The sequence below is a fragment of the Bradyrhizobium sp. BRP23 genome (assembly GCF_020194135.1).
GTDB classification, from domain to species: Bacteria; Pseudomonadota; Alphaproteobacteria; order Rhizobiales; family Xanthobacteraceae; genus Bradyrhizobium; species Bradyrhizobium yuanmingense.
The window spans coordinates 24,878-37,744 of the sequence record NZ_JADYVW010000021.1 but is presented as its reverse complement, the minus strand read 5'-3'; the positions used below and the strand labels follow the sequence as shown (position 1 = coordinate 37,744).

The 12,867-nt window shown below is 59.8% G+C and carries 7 protein-coding genes and 1 pseudogene; all 8 read right to left on the bottom strand.

Features of this window, described 5'->3' with window-relative positions; all coding sequences use genetic code 11:
• Positions 1-90: 90 nt before the first annotated feature.
• Positions 91-1,281: a pimeloyl-CoA dehydrogenase large subunit gene (gene pimC, locus I6F24_RS34120; RefSeq protein ID WP_225130626.1), complete on the bottom strand. Its 1,191-nt coding sequence runs from the start codon at positions 1,279-1,281 to the stop codon at positions 91-93.
• Between the two features lie 175 nt (positions 1,282-1,456).
• Positions 1,457-2,644 carry an acetyl-CoA C-acyltransferase gene (locus tag I6F24_RS34115; protein WP_225130624.1) on the bottom strand — a complete coding sequence of 396 codons (1,188 nt, stop codon included), beginning with the start codon at positions 2,642-2,644 and terminating at the stop codon, positions 1,457-1,459.
• 364 nt (positions 2,645-3,008) lie between these two features.
• Complete coding sequence (locus I6F24_RS34110) at positions 3,009-5,105, bottom strand: 3-hydroxyacyl-CoA dehydrogenase NAD-binding domain-containing protein (protein WP_225130622.1); 2,097 nt, start codon at positions 5,103-5,105, stop codon at positions 3,009-3,011.
• Positions 5,102-7,327 (bottom strand): acetate--CoA ligase family protein, encoded by a 2,226-nt coding sequence (locus tag I6F24_RS34105; RefSeq protein ID WP_225130620.1) that lies wholly within the window; start codon positions 7,325-7,327, stop codon positions 5,102-5,104. Before I6F24_RS34105 ends, I6F24_RS34110 begins: the two co-directional genes overlap by 4 nt.
• 975 nt (positions 7,328-8,302) lie before the next feature.
• The gene (locus I6F24_RS34100) at positions 8,303-9,025 is read right to left on the bottom strand and encodes a D-2-hydroxyacid dehydrogenase (protein ID WP_225130618.1); all 723 of its coding nucleotides are present in this window, start codon (positions 9,023-9,025) and stop codon (positions 8,303-8,305) included.
• On the bottom strand, positions 8,997-9,245 hold the full coding sequence (locus I6F24_RS34095; protein WP_225130616.1) for a hypothetical protein: 249 nt from the start codon (positions 9,243-9,245) through the stop codon (positions 8,997-8,999). Before I6F24_RS34095 ends, I6F24_RS34100 begins: the two co-directional genes overlap by 29 nt.
• Before the next feature lie 344 nt (positions 9,246-9,589).
• Positions 9,590-9,745 (bottom strand): annotated as a pseudogene (locus I6F24_RS34090) (antirestriction protein ArdC); the annotation flags it as partial.
• A gap of 372 nt (positions 9,746-10,117) precedes the next feature.
• Complete coding sequence (locus I6F24_RS34085; RefSeq protein ID WP_225130723.1) at positions 10,118-11,983, bottom strand: IucA/IucC family protein; 1,866 nt, start codon at positions 11,981-11,983, stop codon at positions 10,118-10,120.
• Positions 11,984-12,867 lie beyond the last annotated feature (884 nt).

Sequence of the window (12,867 nt, the reverse complement as noted above, 5' to 3'; positions counted from 1 at the left end):
GCTAGCGTGGATGGCCGGGTCATTCGTCGAAGACGCGCTTCGCGCTTTTGCCCCGGCCGTGACGTCGAGTGTGTTTGTGACGGGCAGAATTCACAGCCCCAGCACCGCCTTGGCGATGATGTTCCGCTGGATCTCGTCGGAGCCGCCATAGATCGAGAGCTTCCGGTTGTTGAAGTAGCTCGGCGCGATTTGGGCGGTCCAGTCCATGGCCTCACTGGAGCCGTCGTCGCCGCGCACTTCGAAAGGAGCAGCGAACGGGCCGATCACTTCCATCAGCAGCTCGGTGGTGGCCTGCTGGATCTCGGAGCCCTTGATCTTCAAGACTGAGGAGGCCGGGTTCGGCTTGCCCTTGCCATGCTTGGTTTCGTCGGCGACGACGCGGAGCTGGGTGAGCTCGAGCGCCTTCAGCTCGATCTCGCAGGCCGTGAGCTTCTGGCGGAACGCGTGATGCTCTATAATGGGCTTGCCACCGGCTTCCACCTTGGAGGCGAGATCGCGAATGCGGCGCAACCGTGCTTTGGAGAGGCCGACGCGAGCTAGGCCGATTCGTTCATGGCCGAGCAGGAATTTTGCATAATCCCAGCCTTTGTTCTCCTCGCCGATCAGGTTCTCGTAGGGCACCTCGACGTCGTCGAAGAACACTTCGTTGACCTCATGACCGCCGTCGATGGTCTGGATCGGTCGCACGGTGACGCCCTTCGATTTCATCGAGAGGACAATGAAGGAGATGCCCATCTGCTTCTTCGCGGACGGATCGGTGCGGCACAGGCAAAAGATCATGTCGGCGTGCTGGGCGAGCGTGGTCCAGGTCTTCTGGCCGTTGATGATCCACTTGTCGCCCTTCCGCTCGGCCTTGGTCTTCAGCGAAGCAAGGTCCGAGCCGGAGCCTGTCTCGGAGAAGCCCTGGCACCACCAATCGTCGACATTGGCAATGCGCGGCAGATACTTCCTCTTCTGCTCCTCGTTGCCGAAGGTGTAGATGACGGGGCCGACCATGCCGACGCCAAAAGCGAGCGGAGGCTGCGCCGGATAGCACTGCAATTCCTCATTGAAGATATAATGCTGCACGGATGTCCAACCCGTACCGCCGTACTGCTTGGGCCAGTGGCTGACGCCCCAGCCTTTCTTGTTGAGGATGCGCCACCAGGTCACCATCTCGTCCTTCGAGAGGTGCCGCTCCTCCACAAGCTTGCGCCGCGTATCCGGTGGCACGTTGTCACTCAGGAATTGCCGCACCTCCTCCCGAAACGCCTGCTCTTCCTTTGTGAACGCGAGATCCATGAGATCCTCCTGTTAGCTTCCTCGTCCTCCGGCCTTGCGCAAACAGGCACAGGGGCCGGGACCGTAACAATCGGCCTTCGTAAGAAAGCCACTCGTCTCCGTAGCCGTCACTCCGTCTGCGGAATACGGTTCGTGCCGCGCGTGCGCAATTGCGCAACTCGGCTGCGAGGTGCGATTACTGCAACACCTCGAACAAACCCGCCGCGCCCATGCCGCCGCCGACGCACATGGTGACGACGGCATATTTGGCCTTGCGGCGGCGTCCCTCGATCAGGGCGTGGCCGGTCAGGCGCGCGCCTGACATCCCGTAAGGATGGCCGAGCGAGATCGCGCCACCATTGACGTTGATCTTCTCGGGGTCGATGCCGAGCTTGTCGCGGCAATACAGCACCTGCGCAGCAAAGGCTTCGTTCAGCTCCCAGAGGCCGATGTCGTCGACGGTAAGGCCGTGGCGCTTCAAGAGGCGCGGCACGGCAAAGACCGGGCCGATGCCCATCTCGTCCGGCTCGCAGCCGGCGGAGACGAAGCCGCGGAAGATGCCGATCGGCGCAAGACCGCGCTTGGCCGCTTCCTTGTCGCTCATGATGACGGAAGCGCTGGCGCCGTCCGAAAGTTGGCTGGCATTGGCGGCGGTGATCGAAAATCCTTCGCCCCGCACGGCCCTGAGCCTTGCGAGGCCTTCAGCGGTGGTTTCGGGGCGCGGACCTTCGTCCTGCGACAGCGTGACCTCCTTCATCGACACGGCACCGGTCGCCTTGTCGGTCACCGCCATCGTGGTGGTGATCGGCGCGAGCTCGTCCTTGAATTTGCCGCCCTGCTGCGCGGCCGCGGTGCGGCGCTGGCTTTCCAGCGAATATTCGTCCTGGCGTGCACGCGAGATGCCGTAGCGCTTAGCGACGACTTCTGCCGTGTCGATCATGGACATGTAGGCTTCGCTCTTGATTTTTAGCAGCGCGGGATCCCGTACGTGGAACGAATTCATCTTGTCGTTCTGCACGAGGCTGATCGACTCGCCGCCGCCGCCGACCGCGATCTCGACGCCGTCGAAGATAACCGAGCGCGCGGCGAGCGCGATCGCCTGCAGGCCCGAACCGCATTGCCGGTCGATCGTGGTGCCGGAAACGGTCACGGGAAAGCCGGCGCGGAGCAGCGCCTTGCGAGTGATGTTGCTGCCGGTTGATCCCTGTTGAAGGGCTACCCCCATTGCGACGTCCTCGACCTCATTGGGCTCGATCTTGGCCCGGGCGACGGCTTCGCCGATGGCGTGGCCGAGCAGGGTTGCGCCCTCGGTGGCGTTGAGCATGCCGCGATAGGCCTTGCCGATGGGCGTGCGGGCGGTTGAAACAATGACGGCGTCGATCAAAACGACCTCCTGATGCGAGATGAGATGGATTGTGACGATTTCTGCTGTTGGCGCGCCCGACCATGGCCGCGAGTTCGGTGAGCTGATCCGCTGGTCGCCAGATTCGGCATGCGCGCCATAATCAGCGGCAGCTTCCGACAGGTGGTCGGGCGGCGCGCATTGCAAGATGGTGTCGTCTGCCGCACGGTCTCGGAATAAGCCTGGTCACCGGGAGGGGTCATTTTCTGCAATTAGATCAGACTCATTCCGGGATTGGACAAGTCGCGAGCCGCGGAATCAATCGACCCGCGCTTTTCACGGCGAAATGGATTCCCGGCCCGCCCCTTCGGCGCTTCCGGAATGACAAGCGGAGAGGCTGAGGCCATCACGCCGCTTTCGCCGCGGCCGCGAGCGACGCAAAGGTCTTGCCCTCTGCGGCGAGCTTCTTCAGCAGCGGGGCGGGCTCGAGGCTGGGGTCGTTGGTCTCCTTGGCGTAGAAGGAAAGGCGATCGGCGATGTGCTTGAGGCCGACGGTGTCGGCCCAGAACATCGGACCGCCGCGATAGATCGGCCAGCCATAGCCGTAGAGCCAGACCACGTCGATGTCCGAGGGGCGCGCGGCGATGCCCTCTTCGAGGATCTTCGCGCTCTCGTTGATCATCGGGTACATCATGCGCTCGAGGATCTCCTCGTCGCTGACGACGCGCTTCTTGCGCCCCAGACGCAGCAGCGTCTCGTCGATCAGCTTCTCGACATCAGGATCGGGCAGCGCTGCGCGCGAACCGGCTTCATACTTGTAGTAGCCCTTGCCGGTCTTCTGGCCAAAGCGGCCGGCCTCGCACAGCGCATCCGCGATCTCGGACTTGATGCCGCGGTCCTTGCGCGAGCGCCAGCCGATGTCGAGGCCGGCAAGGTCGCCCATCGCGAACGGCCCCATCGGCATGCCGAATTTTGTCACGACCGCGTCGACCTGCTGCGGCAAGGCGCCTTCGAACAGCAGCTTCTCGGCCTGCTTGCCGCGCTGCGCCAACATGCGGTTCCCGACAAAGCCGTCGCAGACGCCGACCACGGCCGGCACCTTCGCGATTTTTCGCGCGATCGTCACCGCGGTCACCAGAGCATCCGGCGCGGTCTTGTCGGCGCGCACGATCTCGCACAGCTTCATGACGTTGGCCGGCGAGAAGAAATGCATGCCGAGCACGTCCTGCGGACGCTTGGTCGACTTCGCGATCTCGTCGATGTTGAGATAGGACGTGTTGGAGGCGAGCACGGCGCCAGGCTTGGCGTACTGGTCGAGCTTGCCGAACACCTCCTTCTTCACCGCCATGGTCTCGAACACGGCTTCGATGACGAGGTCGGCATCGCCGACATTCTCGATGCCGACCTTGCCGTCGATCAGCGCCATGCGCTTGGCGGGCGCATCGGCCGGGATGCCGCCGCGCGCGGCGGTCGCCTCCCAGTTCTTCTGCATCACGCCCATGCCGCGCTTGAGCTGCTCCTCACCGGTCTCGATCAGGGTGACGGGAATGCCGGCATTGGCAAAGGACATCGCGATGCCACCGCCCATGGTGCCGGCGCCGAGAATGGCAACACGGTTGACCGGACGCGGCTTGGTGCCTTCAGGTACGCCCGCGATCTTGTTGGCCTCGCGCTCGGCGAAGAAGGCGTAGCGCTGCGCCTTGGACTGGTCGCTGGCGACGAGCTTGAGGAAGCCCTCGCGCTCTTTCTTCAGGCCTTCGTCGAACGGCAGGTCGATGGCATAGCCGACCGCGTCGGCGGCGGCGAACGGCGCCTCCAGGCCGCGCGACTTCTTGGTCATGGCCGCAACCGCATTGGTGAAGATCGAGCGGTCGGCCTTGGCCGCCGCGAGCTTGGAATCGTCGTCACGCAGGCGCCGCAGCGGGCGCTTCTCGGCGATGAGCTTGCGCACGAAGGCTTCGCCGCCCGAGGCCGGCCCCTCGATGATCTCCTCGATCAGGCCGTTCTTGAGCGCTTCCGCCGCACCGATCGGGTCGCCGCCGACGATCATCTTGACCGCGAGCTCAGGCCCGACCGCGCGGGGCAGACGCTGGGTGCCGCCAGCGCCGGGCAGAAGTCCGAGCTTCACCTCGGGCAGGCCGAGCTTGGCCTCTTTCACCGCGACGCGGAAATGACACGCCAGCGCGACCTCGAGGCCCCCGCCGAGCGCGGTGCCGTGGATCGCGGCAACGACCGGCTTGGGCGAATTCTCGATCTCGGACAGCACGTCATTGAGGGCGGGCGGCTTCGGCGGCTTGCCGAATTCGGTGATGTCGGCGCCGGCGATGAAGGTGCGGCCGGCGCAGGTCAGCACGATGCCCTTGATGGCGGGATCGGCGATCGCGGCCTTGATGCATTCGAAGATGCCGCCCCGGACTGCGGCACTCAGCGCGTTGACCGGTGGACTGTTGACCGTGACGATGCCGACCTCATCATGACGCTCAAGCTTCACCACTTCGCTCACAGTGGGCTCCTCTTGGCGCTCTTGTCTGTGTCAGACCGCAGTACGACAAGTGCATCAGCCGCGAGACCTTTCTTGGTCGTGACGAGAAATGGATTGACGTCAATAGACGTGATCTGACCATCCGCATCGGCTATCAGGTTGGAGAGCCCGACGAGCGCCTTGACAACTGAAGCCTCCTTCAAGGCGGGCTTGCCGCGGTAGCCCCCGATCTTAATGCCCGCTTTGGTGCGACGTATCAGCCTTCTGGCCTCGGTCGCGTCAATAGGCGCTCCGGCGAGTGCCACGTCTTTCATCAACTCGACGTCGACACCGCCGGTGCCAAATAGCACCACCGGCCCCATCTCAGCATCAAGCGAGGCGCCTATCAGTAGCTCGAGATCGGCTTCGAGCTGCTGAGAAATCAAGATACCTTCCAGCCTCGGCTTGCTCTTCAACTTCTTCACGCGTGTGACGATTTCGTTGAAGGCAACCTGAACCTCGTCCGCACTTTTGAGGTTGAGCATGACGCCGCCGACATCGGATTTGTGAAGGATGTCAGGGCTGACTACTTTCGCCACGACTGGAAAGCCGATCTTCATTGCGAGTGCTGACGCCTCTTTGGCGGTTCGCGCTATCGCCTCCTTTGGGATCGGAATGCCATAGGCCTTGAGCAGCTTTTTCGAGGCGACTTCGTCGAGCGCGGCGCCGTTGGTGCAGTTCAAGGTCTTTTTTAGTACGGCCCGAGCCCGGGGTTTTGAGCAGGAAACGATATCGGGCACGTCATTTTTGAGCATCGCATAGTCGATTAGCGCCTTGATCGCGCTGACGGCACGGTCCATGCCCTGCACAACAGCAATGTAAGGCAAGGACTTACGCAGGGCCTTTGAGTGCTCGGTAAATCCGATGGACATCCCGCTAATGTAGATCACAGGCTTCGATGTGGTGCTCGCCATCTCGTTAACGATGCGCAGATTTTTCTCGCGCAACTCATGCGGCGCCTTAGGCAATTCCGCGTCAATGATGACGATGTCGGTGTCCGGATCATCGATCATGATCTTGATTGACTTGAGATAAACGGATGGATCGACCACCGCAGCAAAACCGGCATCCAGCGGATTGCCAACGAGCGAACCCGGCCCAAGCATCGTCGCGAGCTTTCCGCTAATGTCCTTACAGAGCGGGGGAAAATGGAGTCCCGTCGAATGGAATGCGTCAATCAGAAGCCCGCGCTTGCCACCCGATAGCGTCACCGCGGCAAGCCGCCCGCCCCTAGGTAATTGAGCATGAACGAAACATTCGGTCGTTTCGATCAGCTCATCAAGCCCGCGCACCCGGATCACGCCCTCGCGGCTCGATATCGCGTCGAAGGATTCGATGGAGCCTGCCAGCGCCCCGGTATGCGCCATAGCGGCAGCGCGCCCCCCCGCAGAGGCCCCCAGCTTCAACGCAATGACAGGTTTTCCGGCGTCACGCGCTGCCCTGCAGGCACGCCGAAACGCATTGGTATTGCGCACGCCCTCCAGATAAACCACGATGACTCGGATCGAGGGATCGGCGGCGAAGTACTCTATCAAAGCCGGCGTTTCCAGCCCGACCTCGTTACCGGTCGATACCATATAACCGACACCGACACCGCGCTCCTCGAGCGCCTGCCGGATCAGCATCACGATAGCGCCCGATTGGCCGGCAATCGCGACCGCCCCCTGCTCCATCGTGACGACCCGGTCATCGATATTGGTGAACAGTCTTTCGCCTGCACTTAAATTGCCAAGGCAATTCGGGCCCGTTACGAAAATTCCCGTCTCGCGCACCGCGGCCTTAAGTTCAGCCGCAAGCCGCTGACTTTCCTCATCTTGCAACTCGCTGAATCCCGACGTCACGATAGTTGCTGATCGCGCACCTGCGCTGGCTGCCTCCCGTAATACCTGAACGACGAACTTCGCCGGCACCAGCACGAGCACATGGTCGGGCGCTTCGGGAAGGGAGGCGAAATTCCGATAGCAGGTCACGCCCCAGATCGTGTCGCGCCCGGGGTTCATAGCATAGAGCCCGCCAGCGTATTTATACTTGATCAGATTGTTCCAAATGCGCTCGGCATAGTTGCCCGGCTTGTCTGTGGCACCGACGAGCACGATGTTGCGGGGATGCAGCATCGCATGAATGCCGCTAATGACGTCACTCGCATCGACTGCAGGCGACCAATCACTTGAGGCGACCGCGGCGGTCGGAACGCGTGCTTCCATAGCTCCAATTCTTCCTTTAGTTATTCCGCCGAGACGCGATGCTCGATCGTCTCAGCCTTAAAGCCCATCATCTGCGAGCGAGGTAGCGGAACGCACGTCAAGACATTGTTCAGCCGACCACACTCGTCGCAGGCCCTAGACTGCAGTGGGGCCGCATCTCGTACACCGATGCGCTACATCGAATACTCACCAGGATGACAGATCGCCATCATCCGATCGCTGGAGTCCCTGGTGAACCGGAGGCCCAGCGCGGCGATGTACGGGCAGTCAATATTCCGAGCAGACGCGAATCGACGCTGCATCAGCGCCGCATCGCGTGCAGGATCAATGCAAACAGCAATCAGAACTCCGAGCAGTCAGGGTAATTCGAAAGGGCGATAGACAATGAACCTCTGCATCGCGCCCGGGTTAATGTGCAGCGCTCAGGCGGTTCACTGCGTTGTTCAAATAGACTAGCCGTCTCGCCGGCCGAATTTCTTCAATCTGGGCCGTCATATGTTCGAAATTCAACGCGGAACTGGACAACAGCGCGGCTTTTCATTCGATCGAAACGATACTCAGCTCGAGCACGACGACAGTAGGGGGAATGAGGCCGCTGCAAAGGAAAAGACGGCTTGACCCGACAACAATTGGCTCCGACCGGGACAACCTGCCGAGCAGTTCGGGGAGGGCCGGCCATCCTTGCTCTCCAGAGCAAGGTTTGTCATCTCGAGGTGCCCCAAAGAGGGCTGTTCAGTCAGGAGACCGCCTCTCAGGCCGTCCCCCCCATCAGGAAGCCGGCCATTACTAGCCTCGTTGAGCCAGCAAAGCTTGGCCCGCTGCAAAAGGCATTCAACAGCATTCATATAGGATATCGTCCAGGATTCATGTAAGATTCGTCTCGCGGCAAGCCTAAGCACGCCATCGATTGGAGACGCCCATGCGGCGGCACGTGGGGCGAGCGAACCGAATCTTCTGCCTGGCTCCCATCGAGGCTCAGTAACCGCGTCGCAGGTCAATTACGTTCCTCAGCGGGAGCCCTTTCAGGTAGCGTTCGACGTTCTCTGTGACGATGTCAATTGCTCGCTCCACATAATCTGTGAGAATACCTGCAATATGGGGCGTCATGATCACATTCGGCATTTCCCAAAGCGGACTGTCCTGCGGCGGCGGCTCACGCTCGAACACGTCGAGCATTGCACCCCCGAGTGAGCCCGCCTGCAGGGCACTGATCAATTCGGACTCCACGACGACGCTGCCCCGGGCGATGTTGATCAGGAATGCATCACTTCGCATGCATGCTATCTCGTCAGCGCCGATCAGACCGACCGTCTCCGGCGTGGCCGGCACGGCCAAAACCACGAAATCACAGAGTGGCAGCAAGTCCTTCAGCTGATCGGAGCCGAACAACCGGTCTACGTCTTCCGCCGGGACAGAAATATCCCGCTTCGCACCCAAAACGATCATCCCCGCGCTCTTCGCGCGCCGAGCAATAGTCGAACCGATCGAACCCAACCCAACAATGCCAAGCGTTTTGTTGGCCAAAGGCGCCACGGATCGATGGATCCATTTGCGCTCCGCTTGCTCGGACAAAAGTTTTCGGAAATTCCAATTCAGTATCGTCACGCCGCCCATCACGTAATCAGCGATGAGGCCGCCCTGCATTCCGCGAACATTTGTCACGATGATATCACCCACTCTGTCGCGGATCGGAAGCATGGAACTGAAACCACTTCAGCTTCCGCGCCCGGCCGTGCAGTTCGACCGGGAAATGGTAAGCAAGCAATGCCTGGGCCTCACCTATGTGTTGCTCTAGCCGTTCGGCATCCGGCGCCACAATGATTCGGACTTGCGGAAAACGTTCACCCAACACATGTGCAAACAATTCCGCCTTATCGTGGTTGACGACAATGGTGAGGGCGGGACTTTCACTTGACATGCTACCTCATGTTTGTGCGTAGGATGGTGCCTGGACACCAATTCTTGTTTGCTCAAAACACCTGCTGAATGGGAGCGAGGATCTGCACACATCGCATCGTGCGAGCCAAGGTGTGCGCCTTCTTGAACTCACCGAACCGCCTGGGGCGCAGAAATCGTTTCCTTTTGCAGTTGCCGGAAAACCGCTATCAAACGACCGACTTTCGATTCATTCGATGTAGCGCCGCTGCTGTTTGAAATTCTGCGTCCTTGCATTGATTCCGGCGAATTCGCCCACGTCTCGCCGTTTGTTCTCCCCTATGCTCGAGTTGAGGCGACAAGGTCATCGCGAAACTGGCCAATGTGGACCGTGAGGCGCATAGAGAACGGGATCGCCTGCGCCTCGTCTCCAGTCTCTGTCACATCGCTCGGAACGAAACGATCTGCATTACCAAGGTGGTGCCCCGTCCACCTTTGTGGACCACCAAGCGGGAGCGCTTGGCGTAAAGTGAGCCAGCTCTGGCGAAACCGCACACGATCATGGCCGCCGAAAGAACAGGCAGCAAATCTCGCTATGTTGCCGCCATCGATGTTCTTTGGCAGGCAAAACAGCAAAGGGGGGCGCGTCCGTCAGGCCAGGAGAGTTGCGACACCGGCAGGGTGGCAATGAAAGACTTGAAGACGACGGCAGCCCGAATATAGCGATCGCCACTTTTGGATTCTCGGCGCATCGATCCTGCTCTGAAGGATAAAGTGGGTCTTCAGCTGGCCTGGCACGGAGCGTCAAAGCCCCATTTCAGCTTCCAGCGGCCGTCAAGCGCAACATCAGAGGCGCTGAACCGGCGGTTTGCGGATGCAGTATGCCAGGTCCGAAAACCCCGGGGACCGCTGTCATTACACTCCCGCCAGTGGATTTGGCAGCTCGTGCTCCACTCGAAAGTCCCGATAGCGCTCCAAGTGCATCCGTAGCACCGAGCGGCTTCGCCAGGGATCCTCGAGAAACGCTTTGCGTTCTTCCAACCAGAGCGCATCCGACATCATGCGTGGCCTGAGGGCGTCAAAGACGGCCTCGGTCTCTTCCCGTAGGATGTACCAAAGGCTTGGGCCTGACGGCTCATAATGTTCATCGAGGCACAGTGCGACCTCATGTAAATGACAGACGAAGCACGCGTCGATGACGAATGAGCGCACGAGACTGATGTCGTCGTAAAAGGCCGTGGGTAAGATCCCCGTCCGAGTGAACGGCTTGAGATCGTACCCTCGCTCCTTGAGCAGGGGAACAAAGGTGCGGGCGTCGCCGAAATCCCGGAGTAGGAGTTTTTGGGGACGACCGATCTCGTCGAACAAGATTGTACTGTTTTGCTGATGCGCCTCAAGTGCCAGTCCGTAAAGCAAATACATGGTGAGGATCGGCGTGATCACGGTCCTCACATAGGCACGGAAGAATGCAGATTCGCTTTGACAGCCGCCCCGCGCAATCAGTTCGCAAATGAGCGGGCGGCCGTCGACCGGGCTTGCAGCAAGGAGCGCTGCAACAGTGACCGAAAATAGTCCATCATTTCGTGTCATTGCATCAGGGTTGCGGTAGACAACCGAAAGAAATCGACCCCGATGCTCGTCGTCTGTTACGGGGTGGTGAAGGATTGCCCCCAGCTCCTCTGGGAAGATCTCCAATTTTTCTGAGAGATGCCTCTCATTTGATATGATTTCTAGAATCAAGGTGCTGAGACGCGGTCCCATGTGAATCGACTTTGCCTGCAGAATGCGCTGTTCGCTGGTCATCCAAATCGCCACCGGTAATTTGATAAAGGGTCTCGGCTCCCGTGTGTCTGGCAGCATTGTGCGGAACGACATTGCCGGCAGCGTTATGATTTCCGGGCCGTTGGGATCGAAAATTCCAGACGCGATCTCTGAGGCGAGTTCACGTCGCAGAAAATTGTCTAGGTGCCAGATATGGATAGGTAGCGGCAGCCAGTCCTCAGAGGATTTGCCCCTTTTTTTAAGTCCTTCAGTCCAGTCGTACCAGAGCTGCGGGAAGTTTTGGGAGAACCATTCCGAATAGGTGCCCACATGCGGCATCTTCTCCACATAGGACCATTCTTTGCGCAGTGCGGCGATTCGGACGCGCACGCGAGCCCCGAACTCAGGCGACAATGCAGTGACGTCCTCGGTCGACAGATCGGATTTGGCCTTCCATGTCGGGTAGAAGGGATGCCCCTCCAGTGCTCCCCACTGATCGAGAGTAATTGCCGCCAGGTGCGGCGGCAGATTCCTTTGGAGATATTCGATGAAATCCCGGGCTCCAGCTTCGGCTATTTTACCACGCAACTCTGCGCTCCAATGCTCCCGGTGATCACGTGCGAGGACGTCGTTACGCATGCTGTCCTCGACGTCGCGGATGAGACGCTGAACGCCGTCCGTTGCTGGCGCGATTGTCAAAGACGGCGCGACCTCTCTGATGAGGTCGCAGGGACTATCGATCAGGTAACGAGCGCCGGTCTCGTCTATTACTTCGATTGAACCTCGATTTTGAAGTACTCCGGCAGGCGCACGGTGCAAATCCGTAAAGTGTAGGACTTCGCGTGATCGCCAAAGGGGAAGCCATGCTTCGTTGCCTTGGCGAGCCCACATTAACCCCTCCGGCTCGAGAAGACGCTCGGCGAATAGGCAGCGGACCAAGCGGCAGACGGCATTGCGCGATGCGCTTAGGCAAAGCTGCGAGGCACACGCCTTAGATTCAGCATATGCCCAGGAGGACATTCTCTCGTTCATTTCACCTCCTCCACGAGAACGGCGAGCAAACAGGCCTGCGCGCCCTCCGTGAACGCCGCGTTCGAGCTGGGCGTCCAACTAACTTTGCGGGGATGCCCCTCTCGCGTTGCGCGGTCAATTGCGTGTTCTGCGACTTGAGAGAGCTTCGAGCCGTCCGTCCCGATGCCGTGGGGAATAAACGAACTACCTTGCATGGCATCATTCGAAAGGAAACATGAGTGACAAAGCTTCGATCGGAACCGCTCCCAACTGCTTGACCTCCTCGATCATTTTCATTAGATCCTTCGCGCCAATCACGCGTAGCAAGCCCTGCTCCCAGCAAACAGTATGCCACAACGGTGTGCCCGGATGTTGCTGAGATAAGAGGAGGGCACTCCGCCTTTTTCCTCCGTCGCTGAAATGCTTGCACAGTGAGATGCCGAGTCTCGCTTGTCTGGAACCGGACATGCGCAATTTTCGGGAGCCTCAGCGCAAGATGTGAATGGTCAACTATTTCCAGCGCGAAGTGGCCAACAACTGAGGATTCGGGTTACTTGCATGAATCAGGCGATTGATTTCATAGCAATCGCGAGGGATCGACTTTTTGCAAGAATGTGATCTGAGGCGCGGTAAGCACTATTTGAGCTGCAATGTTTCGCACTGATTCCCAGGCTGGAACGAGCGAAGAATGATGAACGCCCTCGGCGTTTCGGCTGCCAGAAGACGTTTATCCGTTTGCTGTCGGACATCGGTGGCAAGGCCCGCATCAGCCAGGTGACTTCCCTATTTTAATTGGAAGAAGAGTATGACGGCGGTTGCCGACCGAGAAACGGCGGTTAAAGCAGCTCGAGGACGAGAAGATCAAGCTGAAGAGCTGTCGTCGGATCTATCGC

What these genes read in the sequence shown, in the direction of transcription:
- I6F24_RS34085 (WP_225130723.1), bottom strand. Translation starts at nt 11,983, where the DNA reads ATGTCCTCCTGGGCATATGCTGAATCTAAGGCGTGTGCCTCGCAGCTT.
- I6F24_RS34100 (WP_225130618.1), bottom strand. Translation starts at nt 9,025, where the DNA reads ATGCTTCCGATCCGCGACAGAGTGGGTGATATCATCGTGACAAATGTT.
- pimC (WP_225130626.1), bottom strand. Translation starts at nt 1,281, where the DNA reads ATGGATCTCGCGTTCACAAAGGAAGAGCAGGCGTTTCGGGAGGAGGTG.
- I6F24_RS34095 (WP_225130616.1), bottom strand. Translation starts at nt 9,245, where the DNA reads ATGTCAAGTGAAAGTCCCGCCCTCACCATTGTCGTCAACCACGATAAG.
- I6F24_RS34105 (WP_225130620.1), bottom strand. Translation starts at nt 7,327, where the DNA reads ATGGAAGCACGCGTTCCGACCGCCGCGGTCGCCTCAAGTGATTGGTCG.